The organism is Dryocola mayonis, from assembly GCF_051307045.1.
Lineage (GTDB): Bacteria > Pseudomonadota > Gammaproteobacteria > Enterobacterales > Enterobacteriaceae > Dryocola.
Genome location: NZ_CP150452.1, coordinates 1,808,000 through 1,831,897, shown reverse-complemented (window position 1 = coordinate 1,831,897; position 23,898 = coordinate 1,808,000). Strand labels below are relative to the sequence as shown.

Here is a 23,898-nt window from a genome sequence, read left to right as displayed (position 1 = left end):
ACTACTCCTGAAGGCTGCGCATCACCTGCGCAAAGTGTGTAAAGCTCTGCTCATCGAGCGGGTGCTGCCTGTCAGTTATCACCTGCCTTCCAGCGACCCACACGTCTCTTATCTGTTCCTGCTGCCCGCCAAACAGCCAGCGGTTTATCAGCGCGTAATCTGCGATATTCGCCAGCCAGGAGTCCCGCTCCAGCACCAGCCAGTCGGCCCGGAAGCCCGGCGCGATGACGCCCATCTGCACGCCGCAGGCCTGCGCGCCGCCGACCGCCGCCTGCCGCCAGAGCACTTCTCCCACCTGCGGCAGCTCGGGCAAAACGATTCTGTTGCGGCGGCGGTCTCTGAGGCGTTGGCTGTACTCAAGCCAGCGCAGCTCTTCTAACGCATTGACCGAAACGTGGCTGTCCGAGCCAATGCCCCAGCGCCCGCCCTGGGCGATAAAATCTGCGGCCGGGAAAATGCCGTCGCCAAGGTTTGCCTCGGTGGTCGGACACAGGCCCGCCACCGCACGGCTTTCAACAATCTGCGTCACCTCATCGGCTGCCAGATGCGTTGCGTGGATCAGGCACCAGCGCTCATCCACCGCAAATCTGTTATACAGCCAGTTGACGGGCCTCTGGCCGCTCCATGCCAGGCAGTCATCAACCTCTTTTTCCTGCTCGGCGATGTGAATATGCACCGGCAGGCGATAGTCGCAGGCCTCAAGCACGTCTTCCATTTGCTCCTGGGTGACCGCGCGCAGGGAGTGAAAGCACAGCCCCTGGTTAATGCGCGGATAGTGGCGCAGCGCCTTCTCCAGCGCCTGCTGCTGGCGCAGATAGCGGTCGACATCCTGAATGAAACGTTTCTGCCCGGCCTGCGACGGCCGGGCGCCGAACCCGGCGTAGCTGTAGAGAACCGGCAGCAGCGTCTGCCCGATGCCACTGTTATCGGCAGCAACGACGAGTTGCTGTAGCATCATATCGCCGGCGGCATAGGGTTTGCCGTTAACGTCATGATGTAAATAGTGAAATTCTGCGACCTGGGTATAGCCGCCCTTGAGCATATCGATATACAGACGCGTGGCGATGGCGCCAACCTGCTCCGGCGTAAGCTTCTGCACCATGCTGTACATCAGATCGCGCCACGTCCAGAAGCTGTCCTGCGGGTTGCCCGCCACCTCGGTCAGGCCCGCCATCGCACGCTGGAAAGCATGCGAATGTAAATTTGCCATCGAAGGAATCACCACGCCCGGCAGCAGCGTCGCCCCTTCCGCGCTTGCCCCGACATCGATACGCGAGATGGTGCCCTGCTCGCTGACGGTAATACGCACATTGTGCCCCCAGCCCTGCGGGAGCATCACGCTCGGTGCAAAAAATGCCGGCATAGTTTCGGTTCCTTCTTTTAACGGTGACAATGATTTAGCGACAAATCCGCGCCGACGCAAAAGAAATTTATCCCCACGGGCTTTGAGGACGAAAATTTTGTGTGGCGGGCGACAAATTAGTGCAACAAAGCTGCCTGTATAAGAAACGGCTGTTGATGAATTTAGCATGCTGTGCCAGGTTGATTGTCATTGTCTATACAACCCGATGCGGAGAACCTCATGTCCTCTCCTGTTTCCTGCGACAGCCTCTGGAGCGGCGCCACTTTTGTCACCATGCGAGAGGGGCAATACCACGCCGTTGAAAACGGCGCGCTCGCCGTGCAGCAAGGGAAAATAATCTGGCTGGGGCCCAAAGACGCCATGCCGGACATTATCGCCGCCGAACACCACCATTTTGACGGCGGCATCGTAATGCCCGGCTTTATCGACTGCCATACTCACCTGGTGTTCGGCGGCGACCGCAGCGCCGAGTTTGAAAAACGCCTCAACGGCATCAGCTACGCGCAAATAGCCGCCCAGGGCGGCGGGATAATCTCAACCGTGCGCGCGACAAGAGAAGCAGGCGAGGATGAACTGCTTGCCGGCGCAAGCGCGCGCCTTAAGCATCTGCTGGCTGAAGGCGTGACGACGGTCGAAATAAAATCCGGCTACGGGCTGGATATCGACAACGAAATCAAGATGCTGCGGGTTATCCGCAGGCTCGGCGAGCGCGAGCCGGTGGAGGTTTATGCCACCTGCCTTGCGGCACACGCCATCCCGCCCGAATTTAACGGCGACGGCGATGCGTGGATTGACGTGGTCTGCGAACAGCTGCTGCCGCGCGTCGCGCAGGAGCAGCTCGCCGATGCCGTAGATGCTTTTTGCGAACATCTGGCCTTCAGCCCCCGGCAAATCGACAAAGTCTTTACCGCTGCGCGCGATCTCGGGCTGCCGGTCAAACTTCACGCCGAACAGCTTTCCGCGCTTGCAGGCAGCAGCCTTGCGGCGGGCTTCAACGCCCTTTCCGCCGATCATCTCGAATACGCAACGGACGAAGACGCCAGAGCGATGGCCGCCGGCAACACTGCGGCGGTGCTGCTGCCGGGCGCCTTCTATCTGCTGCGGGAAACGCAGCGTCCGCCGGTGGCGGCGTTTCGCCGGTACGGCGTGCCGATGGCGGTCGCAAGCGACGCCAACCCCGGCACCTCGCCTGCTTTATCGCTGCGTCTGATGCTGAACATGGCCTGCACGCTTTTCGGCCTTACGCCGGAAGAAGCGCTGGCCGGGGCGACTATCCACGCCGCGCGGGCGCTTGGCATCCAGGCCAGCCACGGCAGCCTTGAGCCAGGCAAAATCGCCAACTTCGTGCACTGGCCCGTGGCGCGTCCCGCGGAGCTTGTCTACTGGTTAGGAGGACAATTGCCTTGCACCGTTATCTATCAGGGGGTCAAACGTGAAAGCAGCTTATGAATTTTATGCCGGGAAACTGCCGCTGCTGGTCAGCATCCCCCACGCCGGTACGGAACTGACGCCCGAGGTCGAGGCCGGGCTGAGCGACAGCGCGCGCCCTCTTCCGGATACGGACTGGCATATCCCAAAACTGTATGACTTTGTCCATACCCTTGGCGCCAGCGTAGTGGTGGGCAACTATTCCCGCATGGTTATCGACCTTAACCGCCCTGCGGACGACAAGCCGCTCTACGCGACGGCCACCACGGGTCTCTATCCGGATACGCTTTTTGACGGCGCCCCCGCCTTTCAGGCCGGGAAAACGCCTTCCGTGCAGCAGCGTCAATGGGCGCTGGAGAACGTCTGGCAGCCGTATCACCAGCGGTTACAAACGGAACTGGAGCGCCTGAAAGCCGAGCACGGCTACGCGCTGCTGTTTGACGCCCACTCCATCGCCAGCCGCATTCCGCGTCTGTTTAGCGGGAAACTGCCTGATTTAAATCTGGGGACCAACGGCGGGCAAAGCTGCGATGAGCTGATTGAAGAGCATCTGGTGGCGTGCATGGCCAGCCAGAAGGCGTTTAGCTGGGTCGCCAACGGACGCTTTAAAGGCGGCCACATTACCCGGGCCTACGGCAACCCGGCTCAGGGCGTTCACGCCGTGCAGCTGGAGCTGGCCCAGTGTAACTATATGGATGAAGAAGCGCCGTTCGGCTGGCGCGAAGAGCGGGCCGGGCGGCTGCAGCCGCTGCTTGAACAGCTTATTCGCGCCATGCTGGCAAGCGCGCGGCAGATTGCATAAAAGAAAACCGCCGGTCCTGCCCACGGCGATTACGCTATTGTGGACAGGAGCGGCGGTCTTAAGTCGGTTGACCAGTTATTCCTGATCTACGGGCATTTTACCTTCATGCGCCGGACGTTCTGTCAGACGCTTCTCAAAATTAGCATTGAACTGCTTTTTCTGTTCCGGAGTCAGGATGTTGTAGATCTTGTTCTGGGTTTCCATATGCGCCAGCATGCGCGCTTTATTCTGCTCGGCCATTTTATCTACCTGCGCCTGGGCCTTAGCTTTGTCGAAGCTGTCGCTGGCAATAATGCTGTGCGCTGCGCGACGTTCTTCCAGCGACGGACGTTCCATTTTGCCGCGCTGCTCTTTCATGATCTCGCGCACCTGCTGCTTCTGGGCGTCGGTCAGGTTAAGGTTTTTAAACATCATGTCGTGATGACCGCCGCGTGGGCCCTTGTGATGCATCGTTGAGGCATCGGTTTTGGCCGCGGTGGTGGTCGTATCTGCCGCGTGTGCCAGGTTCGCCGCGCCCAGAGCCAGAGTTGAAGCAACAAAGAGAGCTGTTAATTTACGCATATTGTTTTTCCTTTCTTGATTTCTGTTACGACAGGGTCTGTCGCGTTGACGAGATTGAGTTTACGGGGACTATCGTCAAGGAGTCGGTCGTATTGGTAAAGCATTGAAAGTGTAAAAAACATTATTGCGGCAATTATGAAGAAAATAAGGATTAAGGCGGAGTTAATTGCAACAGAATATATCAACAGACTGATTTGGAAGACATTATGGAGAGAGTGTATAGTAATTTAGCCGCATGATAAAGCAGCAACTTCAGATTATTCTGGAGAAATATAAAAACGAAAAAAATTTATTAGCTCCCGTACGGAAGCTAACGGTAATTATATTTCGCGCAGCATTAATCCGGCCCGCAGCCCGGGCGCCACGTGGGGATTGGGGAATAAAACAAACTCTTTATTCTCTTTAACGACGTAGCGCGTGTCGCCATCTTCCGCAAGCAGGGTGTCTTTCGGAAACGCGGTGAAGTTCTGCGTTTGCGCGCTCATGTGCAGCACGAAGGATTCGGACAGGCGGGTAATCTGCTGCGCCACCTCATAACGTAGCGGTTCGCTTTCGGCGACGGGCACTTCCCCACCGATCAGCAGCGCGAGCAGCGCCTGTTTCGTCACCTCAAACTGGCTGAGATCGTTCTCACCGAACGGCTGCGCTTTGCCCAGCTCCAGCGTGCAGCTTAGCGCCGTGAAGTGCTCGCTGCTGAAATGGCTGAAGGTGCCCCCGGGCTCTTTGTGAAACACCAGCGCCTGCAGGCCCGCGCAGCCAAGCCAGGCAAGAAACGCCTCGTCATAGGGCAAAGGACGCGCGGGCAGCACGCCAAAGCGCGGATGATACGAGCTGCGGATAGCGGTATGCAGATCCAGATGCCAGAGAATATGTTCATCCCCCTGCGACCAGAACAGCTCCAGCGCGTGCTCAAGACGGCAGGCGCGCTGGGTTTCGATACTTTCCGGGAACTGCTGCCAGCGGCCGCCGAACATGCGATTCATATCGCTGTGCATAAAGCGTTTATTGCTGCGCAGGGCGGCGGGATTACCGAGGATAACCAGCAGGCGCCACTGTAACGCCAGTTTGCCCGCGATCAGATCGTCAATAAGCTGCGCGAGGATTTCTACCGGCGCGGTTTCATTGCCGTGGATCCCCGCCGACAGCACCAGCGCCTTATCTACCGGCTGGTGCGGCGTAAGCGTTAAGATGCCTTCATCGCACAGATGCCAGCGCAGATGGTCGTTTTTTCCTTCGGTTTGCCTTGGCGTTTTCCCCAGCAGGGTCTGCGCCAGAAAATCAAACATTGTGCCTCCTTGTTAGCACTGGAACGGATAAACAGACCCTAAGTCTAGTATACGGGTCAGCTCATCGAGCGCTTCTCTTCCTTCGCGCAGCAATAATGGGTCGGCTAAATCAGCCTGCGTCAGGCGATCGCGATACCAGCGGTCCACCCAGCCGTTAAGCGTGGCGAACAGCGTATCATTCATCATCACCGCCGGATTAACCGCCTGCCGTTCCGCCTCGGTAAGCACCACGCGCAGGCGCAGGCAGGCCGGACCGCCGCCGTTGGCCATGCTTTCGCGCAGATCGAACACCTTCAGTTCGCTAATCGGGTTATCCGCTTCCAGCAGCTCGTTAAGATAGCGCCAGACGCCCGCGTGCTGACGCGCCTCCTCCGGCAGAACCAGCGTCATGCCGCCGTCGTCGCGGCTGAGCAGCTGGCTGTTGAACAGGTATGTCGCGACGGCGTCCGCCACCGTGACGCGCTCAGCCGGAACCTCCACCGCCATAAAGCCGGGTACTTTCTCACGCAGGGTTTTATAAAGCTCGTGTTGATGTAAAAAAGCCTGCTCGTGGCAGAACAGCACCTGGCGATTCGACACCGCAATCACATCGTTATGGAAAACGCCCTGGTCAATCACCGCCGGGTTCTGCTGCGCATAAACGACCAGCTCGGGATTAACCTGGTTTATCCGCGCCACGGCCTGGCTTGCCTCCAGCGTCTGCCGGGCCGGATAGCGCGCCGGAATCAATCCGGCCTTCGCCTCTTCGCGGCCATAAACGAAAAGCTGCACGGACGGGCTGCCATACGCGCCGCCGAGGCGGTTATGGTTTGCCGCCCCTTCGTCGCCAAACATCGCCACCTGCGGCAGCGCGCCATGAACGGAAAAGTATTCTTCGTTACGGAAAATGGCGTGCAGCAGGCTTTCCGTCGTCGGCGCCTCGCTTGCCCGGTGGAATTTGTTGTTCAGGTTTGCCACCGTCAGATGCACTTTGCCGTCAAGGCTGTCTGCCGAGGGCGAGACGGTGGCGGCATTCGCCACCCACATGGAAGAGGCTGAGCTGGCCGCAGAAAGCAGCTGCGGCGCCTGTTTCGCGACCCGTTCAACCACCTGCGCGTCGCTGCCGGTAAACCCAAGCTGGCGCAGCACAGGCACGTTCGGGCGCTCCTGCGGCGCAATCACGCCCTGCGGGAATCCCGCATCCGCCAGCGCCTTCATTTTCAGCAGCCCCTGCTTAGCGGCCAGCTTCGGGTTGGAAACGCGATACTGGTGCTTCGTAGAAGCTTCGTTGCCGAACGACAGCCCGGCGTAATGGTGGGTTAGCCCCACCAGGCCGTCAAAGTTGACCTCGCGGACTTTCATGGCTGTTCCTCGCGGCTGAAATCCAGGCCGGGGCTGAGGGTTTCCGGCAGCGCAAAGGCCGGGCTTTCCAGCGTCGCCATCGGCCAGGCGCAGTAGTCCGCCGCGTACCAGGCGCTGGCGCGGTGGTTGCCGGAGGCGCCCACGCCGCCGAAGGGCGCGGTGCTGGCCGCTCCCGTCAGGGGTTTGTTCCAGTTGACGATGCCCGCGCGCGCCTCCAGCAGCAGCTGGTCGAACTGCTCACGATCGGGGGAAATCAGGCCGCTCGCCAGCCCGAAGCGGGTGTTATTCGCCATGCGGATCGCATCGTCGAAGCTGTCATAGCGGTAAACGGCCAGCAGCGGGCCGAAGACCTCTTCGTCCGGCACGTCCGCCACGCCGGTCAGCTCGACGATGCCCGGCGTCAGCAGGGAGGTGCCGGCTTCCGTCAGCCCGGGCGTTAATAAAGCTTTGCCGCCGCGGGCCAGGTGTTCCTGCCAGGCGGCCAGCACGCGTTCTGCCGCCTGGGCGGAAATCAGGCCGCCGATAAATGGCTGCGGCTCGGCGTCCCAGCGGCCCGGCTTCAGGCGCGAGGCGACCTCCACCAGCCGCTTCAGGAACTCATCGCCCTGCCCGCCTTTCTTCACCAGCAGGCGGCGCGCGCAGGTGCAGCGCTGCCCGGCGGTGATAAACGCAGACTGGATGGCCAGATGCACCGCGCCGTCGATATCCTGCGGGTCTTCCACAATCAGCGGGTTGTTGCCGCCCATTTCCAGCGCGAGGATTTTCTCCGGCTGCCCGGCAAACTGGCGATGCAGCTGGTAGCCGGTGTTGGCGCTGCCGGTAAACAGCAGGCCGTCAAGATCGGTTTGCTGCGCCAGCGCCTGGCCGGTTTCTCGCCCGCCCTGCACCAGATTCAGCACGCCGCGCGGCACGCCCGCCTGCTCCCACAGCCGCATGACCTGCTCGCCGATGCGCGGCGTCAGCTCGCTGGGTTTAAAGATGATGGTATTGCCCGCCAGCAGGCCGGGAACGATATGGCCGTTTGGCAGATGCCCCGGCAGATTATAGGGTCCGAAGACCGCCAGCACGCCGTGCGGACGATGGCGCAGGGTCGCGGCGCCGTCCGGCATGGCGGTATGGGTTTCGCCGGTGCGGGTATGGTACGCCTTTATTGAAATGGCGATTTTGTTGATCATCGCCGTGGCTTCGGTGGCCGCCTCCCAGCGCGGCTTGCCGGTTTCCCGGGCGATGGTGCCGGTGAGTTCATCTTTGTTGGCCTCAAGCAGCCCGGCGAACCGTTCGACGATAGCCTGCCGCTCGGCAAAGGTTTTTTTAGCCCATGCCGGAAACGCCGCGCGCGCGGCGGCGCAGGCTTCAGCGACCTGTTCGCTGCTTGCCGTCACGCCTTCCCACAGCAGATCGCCGTTCACCGGATTGTGCTTTTGCATCGCTTCGCCGCGGCCGGCGGTCCATGTTCCGTTAATCCACTGGGTCATACTTTTTTCTCCTCGGGGCACAGGCGTACCAGCCGTACTTTGTCGCCCGCGCTGCATTTCAGGGTATCCGCCGTGGCAGCATCGATAACCAGGCGATCGCCTTTAGGATTGGCTTTAATCAGCGTCGCGCGGAAGGTGTTATATTTTTCGTTGGCCACCAGGCAAACCGGCAGTTCATCGGTGGCGGGCTGGCCGATAGCCACCTCCACCATGCGGCTTTTACGGATGGCGCGAACCCGGTCGATATCGCATTCAAGCGTCGGGCCGCCGTCGAAAATATCGACGTAGTTGCGATAGCGGAATCCTTCGGCCTCCAGCACCGCGCGGGCCGGCGCGGTTTGCGGATGCACCTGGCCGATGACGGCCTGCGCCTCCGGCGACAGGAAGTCGGTATAAATAGGATGCTTGGGCATCAGCTCGGCGATAAAGGCCTTCTGCCCGGTGCCGCACAGGTAGTCCGCGCGGCTGAATTCCATGGAAAAGAAGCGGTTGCCGAGGCTTTCCCAGAACGGCGAATGGCCATGTTCATCAATCACGCCGCGCATCTCCGCCACCACTTTTTCGTTGAAGCGTTCGCGGAAGGCCGCCATAAACAGGAAGCGCGATTTCGAGAGCAGATAGCCGTTGCCCTCTTTGCGCCAGTCGGCATCGAGGAACAGCGTGCAAAGCTCGCTGCTGCCGGTGTGATCGTTGCTGAGGAAAAGCGTCGGCAGGGCGTTGTAGATGTTCAGCTCTTTGGAGGCGTGAACCAGGGTGCCAAAGCGGTAGTTGTACCAGGGATCGTTGAGCCCGACGGCCACTTCGATGGCGCAGATGCCCACCACTTTGCCGCTGGCGGACTCTTCAAGAACAAAAACGTATCCCTGGTCGCCCTTCGGCAGGCCGCCTTGCCAGGTTTTTATCGAGCGATCGATGCGCTCCGCCAGCGTTTTTTCATCGGCGGGCAGCGAGGTCAGCCCGCCGCCTGTTTTCCCCGCAAGCTGGAGCAGGCCGGGCAAATCGCCGCGCTCAACCGGACGAATGACCATCATGATTTTTCTCCTGCAAGAAAGCGTTCGCAGGCGCGCTCAAAGCGATCCAGTCCTTTTTGCACCTCGGCCTCGCTGACGATAAGCGACGGCGCGAAGCGGACCACGTTGGCCCCGGCAATCAGGATCATTAACCCTTCCTGCGCGGCGGCCTGCAGAATAAGTTTAGCCTTGCCGGCGTACTCGGGCTGCAGCACGCAGCCAATTAACAGCCCCAGGCCGCGCACTTCGCCAAACAGCTGATGCTTCTGGTTGATTTTATTGAGGCGCTCGACAAACCATGCGTGGCGCTCTTTTACGCCGTTGAGCACTTCCGGAGTGTTAATCAGCTCCATTACGCGCCCGGCGACGGCGCCCGCCAGCGGGTTGCCGCCGTAGGTGGTGCCGTGCGTTCCCACCACCATCACCGAGGAGAACTTATCGGTGGTCAGCATGGCGCCAATCGGGAAGCCGCCGCCCAGCGCTTTCGCCGTGGAGAGCACGTCCGGCGTGATGCCGTAGTGCATATAGGCATACAGCGAGCCGGTGCGGCCAACGCCGGTCTGCACCTCATCAAAGATCAGCACCGCGTTGTGGCGGTCGCACAGCTCGCGCAGCCCCTGCAGGAAGGTGGGATCCGCAGGCACCACGCCGCCTTCGCCCTGCATCGGTTCGACGATTACCGCGCAGGTATTTTCGTTGATTAATTCGCTGGCGGACTGCAGGTCGTTATAAACCGCATGGCTGATTTGCGGCGGCAGCGGCGCAAAGTCCTGGGAGTAAGCGGGCTGCCCGCCTGCAGAGACGGTAAACAGCGTGCGGCCATGGAACGCGTTTTTAAAAGCGACGATACCGCTTTTGTGCGGGCCGAAGTTATCGTGCGCGTATTTTCGCGCCAGCTTCAGGGCCGCCTCGTTCGCTTCGGCGCCCGAGTTACAGAAGAAAACTTTATCGGCAAAGGTGGCGTCGATAAGCTGTTTTGCCAGCCGTAAAATCGGCTCGTTGGTGTAGCCGTTGCCGGTATGCCAGAACTTAGCCGCCTGGGTTTCCAGCGCATGGCGCAAATCCGGATTAGCGTGGCCCAGCGCGTTAACCGCAATCCCGCCCGCAAAATCGATGTAGTCCTTGCCCTGCTGATCCCACAGCGTGGAACCTTCGCCGCGTACCGGAACAAAAGCCGCAGGGGCATAAACGGGCATCATCCATTCGTCGAAGTTCTGGCGTGTTATTGACTGCTGCATAGCGACCTCTTCCGGTAAATAAAAAGTAATGTAATTGTTAAATAATTTAGTGTTTGCGCTGTAAATGTAGATTGCACGCTTCGTGCCAGCCAGAGGTAAAATTGCATAACGGAAGGGGTGAAACGTAAAATCAACAGGTTAGGCACCAGTGATATGCATTTAAAGTGAATAATAAGTGCATAGTTTTATCTGTCGGGCGGGTTTGCGGCACGAAAACAAGAAATATTATGCAAGCGTAAAATATAATGCTGGATTTGTGATCGCTACCGGGATTTGCCCGCCGATCGCGCCCCAAAACGGGGCGGCATGCGGCTTTTTGGTGCAGATATTGCTTATCAATCCGCAGCGCCCGCGCGCCGCGCGCGTCACAAAAGGCGGCGAAAAGCGGCCCACTGCATTTCGCGCGGTTTTCTGCTACCATCCTGCCACCTTGACTTGTCACCACGGCAGCGACTTATGAAATTTGTCTCTTTTAATATCAACGGCCTGCGCGCCCGTCCGCACCAGCTTGAAGCCATTATCGAACAGCATCAGCCGGACGTTATCGGCCTGCAGGAAACCAAAGTGCACGACGATATGTTCCCGCTTGAGGACGTGGCGAAGCTTGGCTACAACGTCTTCTATCACGGACAAAAAGGCCATTACGGCGTCGCGCTGCTGACCAAAGAGACGCCCGTTGCCGTACGCCGCGGCTTTCCCGGCGACGATGAAGAAGCCCAGCGTCGCCTCATCATGGCGGAAATCCCTTCTCCGTTGGGCGATCTGACGGTCATCAACGGCTACTTCCCGCAGGGCGAAAGCCGCGATCACCCGACCAAATTCCCGGCGAAGGCGAAGTTTTATCAGGATCTACAGGACTACCTGGAAAACGCGCTGCACAAAGACAAGCCGGTGCTGATTATGGGCGATGTGAATATCAGCCCAACGGATCTGGATATCGGCATCGGTGAAGACAGCCGCAGGCGCTGGCTGCGCACCGGCAAGTGCTCCTTCCTGCCGGAAGAGCGCGAATGGATGCAGCGCCTGATGAACTGGGGGCTGGTCGATACCTTCCGGCAGGCCCAACCCGCAGGCGCAGGATAAGTTCTCCTGGTTCGACTACCGTTCCAGAGGCTTTGACGATAACCGCGGCCTGCGTATCGATCTGGTGCTGGCAAGCAAACCGCTGGCGGAGCGCTGCGTCGCTACGGGCATCGATTACAACATTCGCAGCATGGAAAAGCCTTCCGACCACGCGCCGGTCTGGGCGCAGTTTAAACTTTAGCCCCGGCCCGCCGGCGGAACATGATGATCCAATCCATTGATGTCGTCGCGGCTATTATCGAGCGCGACGGAAAAATTTTACTCGCGCAAAGGCCGCAAGGCGGCGATCAGCCGGGGCTGTGGGAGTTTCCAGGCGGCAAGGTGGAGGCCGGGGAGTCGCAGCCGGCGGCGCTGGCACGCGAGCTGCGCGAAGAGTTGGGTATTGAAGCTGAGGTGGGCGGCTATGTCGCCAGCCACAAACGGGAGGTGTGCGGACGAACCATTCACCTGCATGCCTGGCGCGTGCCGGCTTTTCGCGGTGAGATGACGGCTTACTGCCACAGCGGGCTGGTATGGTGCTCTCCCGCCGAAGCGCTGGCGTATGCCCTCGCTCCGGCGGATATTCCCCTGCTTGAGGCGTTTAAGGCCTTACCCGGCGCCACACCAGCGGATTAGTGCCCAGCGTTTTTTCATCGCGCTGGCACTGTAACAGTATGCCGCCGTCCGCCTTCACCACCGCTCCTTCGGAATAGTTTTGATCCTGATAGACGCAGCACTGATTGCAGGGCGCGGCACGCGAGCCCTGGGTGCTGAACACCTCCGGCGGCACGGAAACGTCCACGTCAGGCTGGTGGCGCTGCGCCATTGTCGGCAGGCTCGTCGTCAGCATCACGGCGGCGGCGAGCAGGCTTTTTCTTAGCATCGGCATTTCCCTCTTTTTTTGCCCATTGTTTGCGGGACTTTTTATTGTCATCCGGCGCCTTAATTCCTTTAAAGGCGTGGCGAACCGGGGTGGTTCTCGCCTGGTGAATAAGCTCATAGAGGGTATTCACCAGCGGCTGCATAAAGTCCTGATAGCGGCACTGCTTTTCGCTGATTTGCGTAAGCGTGGATTCCCAGTGCGCCGTCATATCCGGCCGCGCGGCCAGCTCCGGCAGGGAGTGGATCAGCGCTCTTCCGGCATCCGTAGAAATAATATAGCGCCCTTTTTTCGTCAGGAAGCTGCGTTTGAACAGCAGCTCGATGATCCCCGCGCGCGTCGCTTCCGTGCCCAGGCCGTCCGTTGCGCGCAGGATCTTTTTCAAATCTTTATCCTGCACGAAACGGGCGATGCCGGTCATCGCGGAAAGCAGCGTCGCATCGGTAAAATGGCGCGGCGGCTGGGTTTGCCGCTCCACCACTTCGCCCTTCTCGCACAGTAGCTCATCGCCTTTCGCCACCACCGGCAGCGGCGTGCCGTCGTTTTCCTCATCGCGCTCCTTGCTGCCAAGCAGCGTGCGCCAGCCCGCCTCGGCCAGGAAACGCGCTTTGGCGTTAAATTTGCCGCCTGCGATATCCAGATCGATGGTGCATTTGCGGAACACCGCATCGGCGCAGAACTGCATTAAATACTGCCGGGCGATAAGGTTGTAGACCTTCGCTTCGTTTTCCGAAAGCGAGACGGATGCGCTGCGCGCCGTGGGGATAATCGCGTGGTGGGCGTCCACCTTTTTATCGTCCCAGCAGCGGTTACGTATATCGGTGTCCACCGCCGGCTGCGGCAGCAAATCCGGCTGGTGAACGCCGATAGCTTTCAGTACCGCATGGCGTCCGGCGTAGTGCTCTTCGGGCAAATAGCGGCAGTCGGAGCGCGGATAGGTAATCAGCTTATGGGTTTCATACAGCTTCTGGCAGATATCCAGCACGTTCTGGGCGCTGAGGCCCAAAGCGCTTCGCGGCTTCAATCTGCAGGCCGGAAAGCGAGAACGGCAGCGGCGCGACCTCCGTTTCCCGTTTGTCGTTATAGGCGGTGACGATGGCGGGCTGCCCGCCGATGCGCTTCACAACGTGCTCGGCAAGGGGACGATGCAGCAAACGCCCCTCTTCGTCCTGATACGGCTCGCAGGATTCGCTGGGTATCCAGGTGGCGACAAAGCGTTCATCCGCCGGCGTAACGATATGCGCCTTCACTTCAAAAAAGTCTTTCGGCACGAAGTTTTCGATTTCCTCGTCGCGACGCACCACCAGCCCCAATACCGGCGTCTGCACGCGACCCACGGACAGCACGCCCTGATAGCCCGCGTTGCGCCCAAGAATGGTGTAGGCGCGGGTCATGTTGATGCCGTACAGCCAGTCCGCGCGGGCGCGGGCCAGGGCTGAAACGCACAGAGGAATAAATTCGCTGTTGGCGCGCAGCCGAGAAATGGCCCGTTCAACGGCCTGCGGGTTGAGATCGTTAATCAGGCAGCGCTGCACCTGCTGGCGCTTTTCCGGCGCCAGCTGCAGATAGTCCAGCACTTCATCCACCAGCAGCTGCCCTTCGCGGTCCGGGTCGCCTGCGTGCACCACTTCGCTGGCCTGCGAGAGCAGCTTTTTGATGGCGTTAAGCTGTTTGGTGACGGAGGGACGCGGCTGCAGCCGCCACTTTTCCGGCACGATAGGCAAATCGGCAAGGTTCCAGCGCGCATAGCGGCCGTCATAGGCGTCCGGCTGCGCCTGCTCCAGCAGGTGGCCGATACACCAGGTCACCACCTGGCCGTTGCCGCATTCGATAAAGCCATCCCCTCTGCGGTGCGGCTTCGGCAGCACGTCGGCGATGGCGCGAGCGAGACTTGGTTTTTCCGCAATAAACAGCCGCATGAGCTCAGCTAATCTCAATCATCGGTCGGCCTGCGCGAGCGGTTTTCAGCTCGCCGATGGCGGTCAGCTTGATGCCGTTTTTTTCCGCTACGGCGGCAACTTCCTGCCCGGCGTCAGCGCGCACCGCCAGCAGAAGGCCGCCGGAGGTTTGCGGATCGCACAGCAGGTCACGGCGCGCATCGGACATTTCGCCCATCAGGTGGCCGTAGCTGGCGAAGTTGCGCCCCGTGCCGCCCGGCACGCAGCCTTTGGCAATGTACTCCTCCACGTCCGGCAGTTTCGGGACCTTATCGAACCACACTTCCGCCTGCACGCCCGCGCCCTGGCACATCTCGCTCAGGTGGCCCAGCAGGCCAAAACCGGTGACGTCGGTCATCGCGGTGACGCCTTCGATTTCAGCAAACTCCGCGCCGGGCTTGTTAAGCTGGCACATGACTTCCGCCGCAAGGCCGAGGTGCTCGGGTTTTAACAGGGATTTTTTCTCGGCGGTGGTCAGTACGCCGATGCCGAGCGGCTTGGTGAGATAAAGCTTGCAGCCGGGCCTGCGCCGAGCTGTTTTTCTTCACGCGCTCTGTCGGCACGATGCCGGTGACCGCAAGACCGAAGATCGGCTCCGGGGCGTCGATGGAGTGGCCGCCGGCGAGGGAAATCCCCGCCTGCTGGCAAACAAAGCGCCCGCCTTCAATCACCCTGCGGGCAATTTCCGGCGCCAGCGTGTTGATCGGCCAGCCAAGAATGGCGATCGCCATAATAGGTTTGCCGCCCATGGCGTAGATATCGCTGATGGCGTTGGTCGCCGCGATGCGTCCGAAATCGAACGGATCGTCAACGATGGGCATGAAAAAGTCGGTGGTGCTGACCACGCAGGTGCCGTTGCCCAGATCGTAAACCGCCGCGTCATCGCTGGTTTCGTTCCCCACCAGCAGGTTCGGGTCGACAAACTTCGCCTGCTCCGATTGCAGGATGGTTTGCAGAACTTTTGGGGAAATTTTACAGCCGCAGCCCGCGCCGTGGCTGTACTGGGTTAAACGAACGGTTTGCTCACTCATGGACAACTCCTGTCATTGGGCTTTCAGGGCTCTATGGTAGCGCTCAAATGGCAGGGTGATAAGTCCGCGTGTCTGAATTGCGCGGCTTTCGCTCACAATCCAGACAGCTTTGCGGGGTTTGTTCAGAAATGACGCACGAATGGCGTGGTATCAGGAACCGTGATGGTGGTGGAAGCCTTCAGCTGCGGCGTGCCCAGGTAGAGGAAGCCGACGACCTCATCCTGCTCGCGGCAGCCAAGCGCCTCGCGCACGGCTTCGCTTTCGGTCCAGATGCCGCTGCGCCAGATGCCGTTAAAGCCCTGGGCGACCGCCGCCATCTGCATCGCCATCACCGCGCAGCCCGCGGAAACCACCTGCTCCCAGACGGGAACTTTATGATTGTCATCGCAGTACGCCACCACGGCGATAATCATCGGCGCGCGAAACGGCGCGCTACGCGCTTTCTCAATGCCCTTTTCGTCCAGCTCTTCGGCAACGGCGGCTTTTTCCAGAACCTTGCTGAAGCGTTCGCGTCCTTCGCCTTCGATGACGATAAAGCGCCACGGCTGCAAAGAGCCGTGATCCGGCGCACGCATGCCGGCGCGAAAAATGTTTTCCAGCGCGTCGCCGGCCGGCGCAGGTTCGGCCAGGCGTGAAGCGCTGCGGCGGTTAACCAACAGGTCGAGTGCATCCATCTTATTAACTCCGGTAATGATTTTTATTCACGAAACTAACACAGCATAGGTTTTTGTTACAGCATAGGGCGGATTTCCTGCTGACTTTTAGCCTGGGGCTAATTAGGATAGCGTTCACTTTCGCTGTGGTTTCGTACGGCAGCTTGCGATTTTGACGGTTACGGAGAAGACATGCGTACCATTGGGCGATTTATTGCCGGTTTCTTTAAGTGGACCTGGCGTGGGCTTAATTTCATTCGGGAATTCATTCTCAACCTGTTCCTTATCCTGCTGATACTGGTGGGCGTGGGCATTTGGCTGCAGCTCAGCAGCAGCTCCTCTGAGCCGGCGCGCGGCGCGTTGCTGCTTGATATCACCGGCGTCGTCGTGGATAAGCCGTCGGTGAGCAATAAGCTCGGCGTTATCGGCCGCCAGCTTCTGGGCGCCAGCTCCGACCGCCTGCAGGAAAATTCCCTGTTTGATATCGTGGACGCGATTCGCCAGGCGAAGGACGACCGCAATATCACCGGCATCGTGCTGGATCTGAAAGAGTTCGCCGGGGCCGACCAGCCGTCGATGCAGTATATCGGCAAAGCGCTGCGCGAATTCCGCGACAGCGGCAAGCCGGTATATGCCACAGGCGATAGCTACAGCCAGGGGCAGTACTATCTCGCAAGCTTCGCCAATAAAATCTGGCTTTCTCCGCAGGGCACGGTGGATCTGCACGGTTTCGCCACCAACTCGCTCTACTACAAAACGCTGCTCGATAAGCTGAAGGTCTCCACGCACATTTTCCGCGTCGGCACCTATAAATCCGCCGTTGAGCCGTTTATCCGCGACGATATGTCGCCCGCCGCGCGTGAGGCGGACAGCCGCTGGATCGGCGAGCTGTGGCAGAACTATATCGACACCATTGCCGCGAACCGTCAAATCACCGCGCAGCAGGCGTTCCCCGGCGCGCAGGCGCTGCTTGATAACCTGCAAAAATTAGGCGGCGATACGGCGCAGTACGCGCTCGACAACAAGCTGGTCGACGAACTGGCCACCAGCGCCACGGTAGATAAAGCCCTCATCAAGCAGTTTGGCTGGAGCAAGGCGAATAAAGACTTCAGCTATACCAGCATGTACGACTATCAGGTGAAAAAACCGGCTGAACAAGGCGGCTCAATCGCGGTGATCTTCGCTAACGGCGCCATCATGGACGGCGAAGAAACGCCGGGCCAGGTGGGCGGCGATACTACCGCCATGCAAATCCGTGAAGCGCGTCTGGACCCGAAGGTGAAGGCCATCATCCTGCGCGTGAACAGCCCGGGCGGCAGCGTAACGGCTTCTGAAACCATCCGCGAGGAGCTGGCGGCGGCGAAAGCGGCGGGCAAACCGGTGGTGGTTTCAATGGGCGGCATGGCGGCATCCGGCGGCTACTGGATTTCCACGCCGGCCAACTACATCGTCGCCAACCCGAGCACGCTCACCGGCTCCATCGGCATCTTCGGCGTTATCAATACCGTTGAGAGCTCGCTGGATTACCTCGGCGTGCATACCGACGGCGTCTCTACCTCGCCTCTGGCGGACGTTGCGGTCACCAAATCTCTGCCGCCGGAAGTGCAGCAGATGATGCAGCTGACCATCGAGAACGGTTACAAGCGCTTTATCACCCTGGTTGCGCAATCCCGCAACAGGACGCCGGAGCAGATCGATCGGATCGCGCAGGGCCACGTCTGGACGGGCCAGGATGCGAAGGCCAACGGCCTGGTCGATAGCCTGGGCGATTTCGACGATGCGGTGGCGAAAGCGGCCGAGCTTGCGAAGCTTAAAAACTGGCATCTGCAGTTCTGGCAGGACGAGCCGGGCTTTATCGATATGGTGTTCAGCAGCATGAGCGGCTCGGTACGCGCCATGCTGCCGCAGGCGCTGCAGGCTTATCTGCCTGCGCCACTGGCTGACGCAGCGCTGGCGGTGAAGGCCCAGAACGATAAGTTCGGCGCCATGAACGATCCGCAAAACCGTTACGCCTTCTGCCTCACATGTGGCGATGTGCGATAATCACCTCTTCAGCCCGGCAGCCATCGGGCTGATTTTTTTGTTCCGCGCCACTATACTGCGCCCCATTACGTAACAAGCTCCGGGCCCACTCATGCAAAAAAAATCCATCTACGTTGCCTATACCGGCGGCACCATCGGTATGCAGCGTTCAGAACATGGCTATATCCCCGTTTCCGGCCACCTGCAGCGCCAGCTGGCGCTGATGCCCGAATTCCACCGCCAGGAGATGCCGGACTTTACTATTCACGAATATCAGCCGCTGATGGACTCCTCGGATATGACGCCGGAAGACTGGCAGCACATCGCCGACGACATCAAAGCGCACTACGATGAGTACGATGGCTTCGTCATTCTGCACGGCACGGATACCATGGCGTTCACCGCCTCGGCGCTGTCGTTTATGCTGGAAAACCTCAGCAAACCGGTGATTGTCACGGGCTCGCAAATTCCTCTTGCCGAACTGCGCTCTGACGGACAAATCAACCTGCTAAACTCGCTGTACGTGGCGGCAAACTTCCCGATCAACGAAGTCACCCTGTTCTTTAACAACCGCCTGTACCGCGGCAACCGCACCACCAAAGCCCATGCCGACGGTTTTGACGCTTTCGCCTCGCCTAACCTGCCGCAGCTGCTCGAAGCGGGCATTCATATTCGTCGCCTGAACACGCCAGCCGCGCCGCAGGGCGCAGGCGAACTGATCGTTCACCCAATTACCCCGCAGCCCATCGGCGTGGTAACAATTTATCCGGGCATTTCCGCGGACGTGGTCGGCAACTTCCTGCGCCAGCCGGTCAAGGCGCTGATCCTGCGCTCCTACGGCGTGGGCAACGCTCCCCAGCACGGCGCGTTCCTGCGGGAGCTGCAGGAAGCCACTTCGCGCGGCATTGTGGTGGTGAACCTCACCCAGTGTATGTCCGGCAAAGTGAATATGGGCGGCTATGCTACGGGAAACGCGCTGGCGCAGGCCGGCGTTATCAGCGGCTATGATATGACCGTTGAGGCGACGCTGACCAAGCTGCACTATCTGTTAAGCCAGGGGCTGGACGTGCAGGCCATCCGCGAAGCCATGTCGCGCAACCTGCGCGGTGAATTAACGCCTGATGAGTAAGGAGAGCCAATGAATAAGCGTGCACTGTTACTGGTCGATTTGCAGAACGATTTCTGCGCCGGCGGCGCGCTGGCCGTGCCGGAAGGCGACAGCACCGTCGATGTGGCCAATGAACTGATTAGCCGCAGTAAGGCGCGCGGCGAGGCGGTTGTCGCTTCGCAGGACTGGCACCCGGCTAACCACGGCAGCTTTGCCAGCGTGCAGGGCGCCGAACCCTATACACAGGGAACACTGGACGGCCTGCCGCAAACCTGGTGGCCTTCCCACTGCGTGCAGAATACCGAGGGCGCCGCCCTTCACCCGCTGCTCAATACGAAAGATATTGATGCCGTCTTTCCTAAAGGTGAAAACCCGGCTATCGACAGCTACAGCGCCTTTTTCGACAACGGGCACCGCCAGAAAACCGAGCTGGACGCCTGGCTGCGCGCACGCGGCGTAACCGAACTGATCGTGCTGGGCCTGGCGACCGATTACTGCGTGAAATTTACCGTGCTCGACGCGCTGGAGCTGGGCTACGGCGTTACGGTGATTACCGACGGCTGCCGCGGCGTTAATATCCATCCGCACGACAGCCTGCTGGCTTTCCAGGACATGTCGGTGGCGGGCGCGGAGCTGATGACGCTGGCTGATTTTTCCTGGCGCTAATTACCGGGCGCGGAAAATAAAAACCAGCTGGCGAAACAGCTGGCCGAAACGCACGGGATTAAAAACGGGGATTAACCAGCACGGCCTGTTCCCTCCGGCGCAGAGGGAACGCGGCTACAGCTTCACCGTCACGATCGGCGCGGGCTCAATGCCGAATTCGGCCTTCAGCTGCTGCTTGCTCTTCATCACGATGTTGCCGTCGGTGCCGATGGTCATATGCTGGGCGTCGACGTTATGGCGCGTTTGCCACATCATCACCAGCTGCAGGCTGTTTTCTTTCTGCTCCGGCGTCAGCGCCACGCCGTCCGGCCATTTTCCCAGCTCGACCGCGGTCATCAGACGCTGATAGATTTCCGGCGTCATAGCGGCCAACATTTCATCCAGATTGGTCATGCGGGTTGCTCCCTGTGGAATAATTTGCTGAATCGATTTTTCAACCTTCCGTCTGCTCGCCGTTTTTCTCATCAATAAAGCTTAACGACGCGGAATTGACGCAGTAGCGCTCGCCTGTCGGCTGCGGGCCCGTCCGGGAATACGTGGCCCAGATGCGCCTCGCAGTTGCCGCAGCGGATCTCCACCCGCTCCATGCCGTGTGAAAAATCTTTGATGTAGCGAATAGCTGTGTCGCTTACCGGCTCGTAGAAGCTCGGCCAGCCGCAGCCAGAGTCATATTTGGACCCGGACATAAACAGCGGCGCGTCGCACACCAGGCAGTGGTAAACGCCATCACGTTTGTTATGCAGCAGTCGCCCTGAAAACGGCGGTTCCGTGCCGTGTTGCTGGGTGACGTAAAACTGCATCTCATTAAGGTTTTTTTTCGCTGAATCAGGAGGTAAGTGGTTAGCCATATGCGTACGTCTCGGGCAATAGTTGCAGTGACTGATAACAGTATGATTCTAACAAAAAATTAACAACGCCGCGCGGATTTTTGTTCTAAACTTAGGCCTGAATTTCTGGCGCGGCATTAATTGTGACTGTTGTCACATTTTTGTTTAGTTTGCCCTTTAAAATTCCACAAACCGTCCCCATATGGCTTATGGCCAAAAGGGAAACGTGAAGCGGTTTTATCGTACGATTGCTGTCCACAGGATTGATTTGTCGCAATGATTGACACGATTCCGCTTGACGCTGCGTAAGGTTTTTGTAATTTTACAGCCAACCTTTTATTCACTAACAAATAGCTGGTGGAATATATGACTATCAAAGTAGGTATCAACGGTTTTGGCCGTATCGGTCGCATTGTTTTCCGTGCTGCTCAGGAACGTTCTGACATTGAAATCGTTGGTATCAACGATCTGTTAGACGCAGAATACATGGCATACATGCTGAAGTATGACTCCACTCACGGTCGTTTCAAGGGTACCGTTGAAGTGAAAGATGGCCACCTGGTTGTTAACGGCAAAACCATCCGTGTTACTGCTGAAAAAGATCCGGCTAACCTGAAATGGAACGAAATCGGCGTTGACGTTGTTGCTGAAGCTACCGGTATCTTCCTGACCGACGAAACCGCTCGTAAGCACATCACCGCCGGCGCGAAAAAAGTCGTTCTGACTGGTCCTTCCAAAGACAACACCCCAATGTTCGTTCGCGGTGCTAACTTTGAAAAATACGCAGGCCAGGACATCGTTTCCAACGCATCCTGCACCACTAACTGCCTGGCTCCGCTGGCTAAAGTTATCAACGACAACTTCGGTATCGTTGAAGGCCTGATGACCACCGTTCACGCAACTACCGCTACTCAGAAAACCGTTGATGGCCCGTCTCACAAAGACTGGCGCGGCGGCCGCGGCGCAGCTCAGAACATCATCCCTTCTTCTACCGGTGCTGCTAAAGCTGTAGGCGTTGTACTGCCAGAGCTGAACGGCAAACTGACCGGCATGGCGTTCCGCGTTCCAACGCCAAACGTGTCCGTTGTTGACCTGACCGTTCGTCTGGAAAAAGCAGCGTCTTACGAAGAAATCAAGAAAGCAATCAAAGCGGCTTCTGAAGGCGCAATGAAAGGCGTTCTGGGTTACACCGAAGACGACGTTGTCTCTACCGATTTCAACGGCGAAGTTTGCACTTCCGTGTTCGATGCTAAAGCTGGTATCGCACTGAACGACAACTTTGTGAAACTGGTTTCCTGGTATGACAACGAAACCGGCTACTCCAACAAAGTACTGGATCTGATTGCTCACATCTCCAAATAAGTCCGAGATGAGTCACTAATCCCAGGAGGGCGACGATGGTCGCCCTTTTTTTTCGCTTTCGATATATAGGTTGAGTCAATGATTACTAAAATTTTTGCCCTTCCGGTTATTGAACAGATCACCCCCGTCATCTCCCGTCGTCAGCTTGATGAGCTGGAAGTGATTGTTATCGATCATCCACAGGTACGCGCCTCCGTGGCTTTACAGGGGGCGCACCTGCTCTCGTGGAAACCCGCCGGTGAAGAAGAAGTTCTGTGGCTGAGCGACAACACGCCTTTTAAAATCGGTAAAGCGCTGCGCGGCGGCGTACCTGTCTGCTGGCCATGGTTCGGCCCGGCGGAAGACAAGGCGCTGCCCGCTCACGGCTTCGCCCGTAATTTGCCGTGGACGCTAAGCGCGCACAACGAAGACGCCAACGGCGTTGCGCTGACCTTCGAACTGCAAAGCAGCGAGGAAACCCGCAGCTACTGGCCGCACGATTTCACCCTGTATGCCCGTTACAAGCTGGGTAAAACCTGTGAGATGGAGCTGGAAGCGCACGGTGAGTTTGAAGTCACCAGCGCCCTGCACACCTACTTCAACGTGGGCGATATTGCCGACGTGAAAGTAAGCGGCCTGGGCAACGCCTATATTGATAAAGTGCTTAACGGCGAAAAAGGCGAGCTGAGCGATGGCGTGCAAACCTTCCCCGACCGCACCGACCGCGTTTACCTGGCGGCGCAGGAATGCAGCGTGATTCACGACGCAAGCCTGAAGCGCACCATCGACGTTGTGCACCACCACCACAGCAACGTCGTGGGCTGGAATCCGGGCCCGGCGCTGTCTGCCTCGATGGGCGACATGCCGGATGACGGCTACAAAACGTTCGTCTGCGTGGAAACCGCCTGCGTGACAACGTCACAAAAGGCCGGAGCCGACAAGCCGGCGCGTCTGGCGGCGACCCTGCGCGTGGCGAAGAAAAACTAAACCACGTCTAAAGGCGTTTTGCGGCCGGGTGCCGGAAACGCCTTTTCCATCTTCGCCCTGTCCTCTTCGTTCAGCACGATATCGAGCGCCGCGGCGTTCTCCTTCACATGCGACACGCTTGCGGCCTTGGGGATCGCCATCACGCCATTATGGCTGACCACCCACGCCAGCAGCAGCTGCGCGACGGTTACGCCTTTCTCTGCGGCCAGCTGGTTCAGCGCCGGATGCTGCATCAATCCCTCACGCAAACGCCCCGCCTGCGCCAACGGACAGTAGGGCCATGACGGGCATGCTCTGTTGCCGGCACCAGGGCAGCAGATCGTATTCGATGCCGCGGGAGGCCAGGTGATAAAGCACCTGATTAGCCGCGCATTCCTCGCCGCCTGCGATTGCGCTTAGTTCCTGCATATCGGCATAGTCGAGGTTTGATACGCCCCAGCGGCGGATCTTGCCCTGCTGCCTGAGAAGCTGCATGGCGCTGATGGTTTCTTCGAGCGGAATATCTCCGCGCCAGTGCAGCAGATAAAGATCGAGACAGTCCGTCTGCAAACGCTTAAGGCTTGCTTCACAGGCTGCTACAGCCCTCTGCCCGCCCGCGTTCCACGGATAAACTTTTGAAACGAGAAAAACCTCATCCCGCCGCCCGCTAATGGCCTCACCGACCACTTTTTCCGCGCCGCCCTCGGCATACATTTCAGCCGTGTCGATTAATTTCAGGCCCAGATCGATACCCGCCTGCAGGGCATGAACTTCGTCCCGCCGCTGCAGGGGCTTTTCGCCCATGTACCATGTGCCCTGCCCAATAGCCGGTAAACTTTGGCCTGCAGAAAAACGCATCTGACCGCTCATAAAGCCTCCTTATCAGGTCGCGCCGCCATAA

At 59.0% G+C, this 23,898-nt stretch carries 18 protein-coding genes and 5 pseudogenes; 9 read left to right on the top strand and 14 right to left on the bottom strand.

Features of this window, described 5'->3' with window-relative positions:
* Nucleotide 1: 1 nt before the first annotated feature.
* Complete coding sequence (locus tag WLO32_RS08915) at nt 2-1,363, bottom strand: formimidoylglutamate deiminase (RefSeq protein WP_435947994.1); 1,362 nt, start codon at nt 1,361-1,363, stop codon at nt 2-4.
* Nucleotides 1,364-1,582: 219 nt separating this feature from the next.
* Between WLO32_RS08915 and hutI the strand changes: the two genes are divergently transcribed.
* Together hutI and hutG are read left to right on the top strand one after the other, a co-directional pair.
* Complete coding sequence (gene hutI / locus WLO32_RS08910) at nt 1,583-2,812, top strand: imidazolonepropionase (RefSeq protein WP_435947993.1); 1,230 nt, start codon at nt 1,583-1,585, stop codon at nt 2,810-2,812.
* Nucleotides 2,796-3,593, top strand: a complete 798-nt coding sequence (hutG, locus tag WLO32_RS08905; protein WP_435947992.1) for an N-formylglutamate deformylase — start codon at nt 2,796-2,798, stop codon at nt 3,591-3,593. The genes hutI and hutG overlap by 17 nt, the downstream gene beginning before the upstream one ends.
* A gap of 75 nt (nt 3,594-3,668) precedes the next feature.
* On the opposite strand, the gene spy is transcribed toward hutG, so the two are convergent.
* The 6 genes from spy to WLO32_RS08875 all read right to left on the bottom strand — a co-directional run bounded on the left by spy (nt 3,669) and on the right by WLO32_RS08875 (nt 10,504).
* Nucleotides 3,669-4,154, bottom strand: a complete 486-nt coding sequence (gene spy, locus WLO32_RS08900; RefSeq protein ID WP_435947991.1) for an ATP-independent periplasmic protein-refolding chaperone Spy — start codon at nt 4,152-4,154, stop codon at nt 3,669-3,671.
* A 320-nt stretch (nt 4,155-4,474) separates the two neighbouring features.
* Nucleotides 4,475-5,440 (bottom strand): succinylglutamate desuccinylase, encoded by a 966-nt coding sequence (gene astE / locus WLO32_RS08895; RefSeq protein ID WP_435947990.1) that lies wholly within the window; start codon nt 5,438-5,440, stop codon nt 4,475-4,477.
* Nucleotides 5,441-5,452: 12 nt separating this feature from the next.
* Nucleotides 5,453-6,781, bottom strand: coding sequence for an N-succinylarginine dihydrolase (astB, locus tag WLO32_RS08890; protein WP_435947989.1), 1,329 nt, complete (start codon nt 6,779-6,781; stop codon nt 5,453-5,455).
* Nucleotides 6,778-8,256 (bottom strand): succinylglutamate-semialdehyde dehydrogenase, encoded by a 1,479-nt coding sequence (gene astD / locus WLO32_RS08885; RefSeq protein WP_435947988.1) that lies wholly within the window; start codon nt 8,254-8,256, stop codon nt 6,778-6,780. Before astD ends, astB begins: the two co-directional genes overlap by 4 nt.
* Complete coding sequence (gene astA, locus WLO32_RS08880; RefSeq protein ID WP_435947987.1) at nt 8,253-9,287, bottom strand: arginine N-succinyltransferase; 1,035 nt, start codon at nt 9,285-9,287, stop codon at nt 8,253-8,255. Before astA ends, astD begins: the two co-directional genes overlap by 4 nt.
* Nucleotides 9,284-10,504, bottom strand: coding sequence for an aspartate aminotransferase family protein (locus tag WLO32_RS08875; RefSeq protein ID WP_435947986.1), 1,221 nt, complete (start codon nt 10,502-10,504; stop codon nt 9,284-9,286). Before WLO32_RS08875 ends, astA begins: the two co-directional genes overlap by 4 nt.
* Before the next feature lie 456 nt (nt 10,505-10,960).
* Between WLO32_RS08875 and xthA the strand changes: the two are divergent.
* Together xthA and WLO32_RS08865 are read left to right on the top strand one after the other, a co-directional pair.
* Nucleotides 10,961-11,768 (top strand): annotated as a pseudogene (gene xthA, locus WLO32_RS08870) (exodeoxyribonuclease III).
* A 23-nt stretch (nt 11,769-11,791) separates the two neighbouring features.
* Nucleotides 11,792-12,202, top strand: a complete 411-nt coding sequence (locus WLO32_RS08865; protein WP_435948271.1) for a pyrimidine (deoxy)nucleoside triphosphate diphosphatase — start codon at nt 11,792-11,794, stop codon at nt 12,200-12,202.
* On the opposite strand, the gene WLO32_RS08860 is transcribed toward WLO32_RS08865, so the two are convergent.
* The 4 genes and pseudogenes from WLO32_RS08860 to WLO32_RS08845 all read right to left on the bottom strand — a co-directional run bounded on the left by WLO32_RS08860 (nt 12,168) and on the right by WLO32_RS08845 (nt 16,088).
* Nucleotides 12,168-12,416 carry a DUF1496 domain-containing protein gene (locus WLO32_RS08860; protein ID WP_435948270.1) on the bottom strand — a complete coding sequence of 83 codons (249 nt, stop codon included), beginning with the start codon at nt 12,414-12,416 and terminating at the stop codon, nt 12,168-12,170. The genes WLO32_RS08865 and WLO32_RS08860 overlap by 35 nt on opposite strands.
* Nucleotides 12,370-14,365: pseudogene (locus WLO32_RS08855) on the bottom strand (DNA topoisomerase III). Before WLO32_RS08855 ends, WLO32_RS08860 begins: the two are co-directional and overlap by 47 nt.
* 4 nt (nt 14,366-14,369) lie before the next feature.
* Nucleotides 14,370-15,414, bottom strand: a pseudogene (gene selD, locus WLO32_RS08850) (selenide, water dikinase SelD).
* A 122-nt stretch (nt 15,415-15,536) separates the two neighbouring features.
* A complete protein-coding gene (locus WLO32_RS08845) occupies nt 15,537-16,088 on the bottom strand; it encodes an NAD(P)H nitroreductase (RefSeq protein ID WP_435947985.1) in 552 nt (183 codons plus the stop codon).
* Between the two features lie 171 nt (nt 16,089-16,259).
* Between WLO32_RS08845 and sppA the strand changes: the two genes are divergently transcribed.
* The 3 genes from sppA to pncA all read left to right on the top strand — a co-directional run bounded on the left by sppA (nt 16,260) and on the right by pncA (nt 19,863).
* Entirely contained in the window at nt 16,260-18,110 is a 1,851-nt protein-coding gene (gene sppA, locus WLO32_RS08840; protein WP_435947984.1) for a signal peptide peptidase SppA, read from the top strand.
* Between the two features lie 91 nt (nt 18,111-18,201).
* Complete coding sequence (gene ansA / locus WLO32_RS08835; RefSeq protein ID WP_435947983.1) at nt 18,202-19,218, top strand: asparaginase; 1,017 nt, start codon at nt 18,202-18,204, stop codon at nt 19,216-19,218.
* 9 nt (nt 19,219-19,227) lie between these two features.
* On the top strand, nt 19,228-19,863 hold the full coding sequence (gene pncA, locus WLO32_RS08830) for a bifunctional nicotinamidase/pyrazinamidase (protein WP_435947982.1): 636 nt from the start codon (nt 19,228-19,230) through the stop codon (nt 19,861-19,863).
* A 114-nt stretch (nt 19,864-19,977) separates the two neighbouring features.
* Here pncA and WLO32_RS08825 read toward each other — a convergent pair whose 3' ends face one another.
* Complete coding sequence (locus WLO32_RS08825; RefSeq protein WP_435947981.1) at nt 19,978-20,256, bottom strand: YeaC family protein; 279 nt, start codon at nt 20,254-20,256, stop codon at nt 19,978-19,980.
* Nucleotides 20,257-20,296: 40 nt separating this feature from the next.
* A pseudogene (gene msrB, locus WLO32_RS08820) lies at nt 20,297-20,711 on the bottom strand (peptide-methionine (R)-S-oxide reductase MsrB).
* Nucleotides 20,712-21,056: 345 nt separating this feature from the next.
* Here msrB and gapA point away from each other — a divergent pair.
* Complete coding sequence (gene gapA, locus WLO32_RS08815) at nt 21,057-22,052, top strand: glyceraldehyde-3-phosphate dehydrogenase (RefSeq protein WP_435947980.1); 996 nt, start codon at nt 21,057-21,059, stop codon at nt 22,050-22,052.
* 78 nt (nt 22,053-22,130) lie between these two features.
* Nucleotides 22,131-23,018 (top strand): D-hexose-6-phosphate mutarotase, encoded by an 888-nt coding sequence (locus tag WLO32_RS08810; protein ID WP_435947978.1) that lies wholly within the window; start codon nt 22,131-22,133, stop codon nt 23,016-23,018.
* Here the strand turns inward: WLO32_RS08810 and WLO32_RS08805 are convergent.
* Nucleotides 23,015-23,867 (bottom strand): annotated as a pseudogene (locus WLO32_RS08805) (aldo/keto reductase). The gene WLO32_RS08810 and the pseudogene WLO32_RS08805 sit on opposite strands and share 4 nt — an antisense overlap.
* Nucleotides 23,868-23,898 lie beyond the last annotated feature (31 nt).

Coding starts and splice junctions, on each gene's coding strand:
- WLO32_RS08915 (WP_435947994.1), bottom strand. CDS start 1,363: ATGCCGGCATTTTTTGCACCGAGCGTGATGCTCCCGCAGGGCTGGGGG.
- hutI (WP_435947993.1), top strand. CDS start 1,583: ATGTCCTCTCCTGTTTCCTGCGACAGCCTCTGGAGCGGCGCCACTTTT.
- spy (WP_435947991.1), bottom strand. CDS start 4,154: ATGCGTAAATTAACAGCTCTCTTTGTTGCTTCAACTCTGGCTCTGGGC.
- astE (WP_435947990.1), bottom strand. CDS start 5,440: ATGTTTGATTTTCTGGCGCAGACCCTGCTGGGGAAAACGCCAAGGCAA.
- astB (WP_435947989.1), bottom strand. CDS start 6,781: ATGAAAGTCCGCGAGGTCAACTTTGACGGCCTGGTGGGGCTAACCCAC.
- astD (WP_435947988.1), bottom strand. CDS start 8,256: ATGACCCAGTGGATTAACGGAACATGGACCGCCGGCCGCGGCGAAGCG.
- astA (WP_435947987.1), bottom strand. CDS start 9,287: ATGATGGTCATTCGTCCGGTTGAGCGCGGCGATTTGCCCGGCCTGCTC.
- WLO32_RS08875 (WP_435947986.1), bottom strand. CDS start 10,504: ATGCAGCAGTCAATAACACGCCAGAACTTCGACGAATGGATGATGCCC.
- WLO32_RS08865 (WP_435948271.1), top strand. CDS start 11,792: ATGATCCAATCCATTGATGTCGTCGCGGCTATTATCGAGCGCGACGGA.
- WLO32_RS08860 (WP_435948270.1), bottom strand. CDS start 12,416: ATGCTGACGACGAGCCTGCCGACAATGGCGCAGCGCCACCAGCCTGAC.
- WLO32_RS08845 (WP_435947985.1), bottom strand. CDS start 16,088: ATGGATGCACTCGACCTGTTGGTTAACCGCCGCAGCGCTTCACGCCTG.
- sppA (WP_435947984.1), top strand. CDS start 16,260: ATGCGTACCATTGGGCGATTTATTGCCGGTTTCTTTAAGTGGACCTGG.
- ansA (WP_435947983.1), top strand. CDS start 18,202: ATGCAAAAAAAATCCATCTACGTTGCCTATACCGGCGGCACCATCGGT.
- pncA (WP_435947982.1), top strand. CDS start 19,228: ATGAATAAGCGTGCACTGTTACTGGTCGATTTGCAGAACGATTTCTGC.
- WLO32_RS08825 (WP_435947981.1), bottom strand. CDS start 20,256: ATGACCAATCTGGATGAAATGTTGGCCGCTATGACGCCGGAAATCTAT.
- gapA (WP_435947980.1), top strand. CDS start 21,057: ATGACTATCAAAGTAGGTATCAACGGTTTTGGCCGTATCGGTCGCATT.
- WLO32_RS08810 (WP_435947978.1), top strand. CDS start 22,131: ATGATTACTAAAATTTTTGCCCTTCCGGTTATTGAACAGATCACCCCC.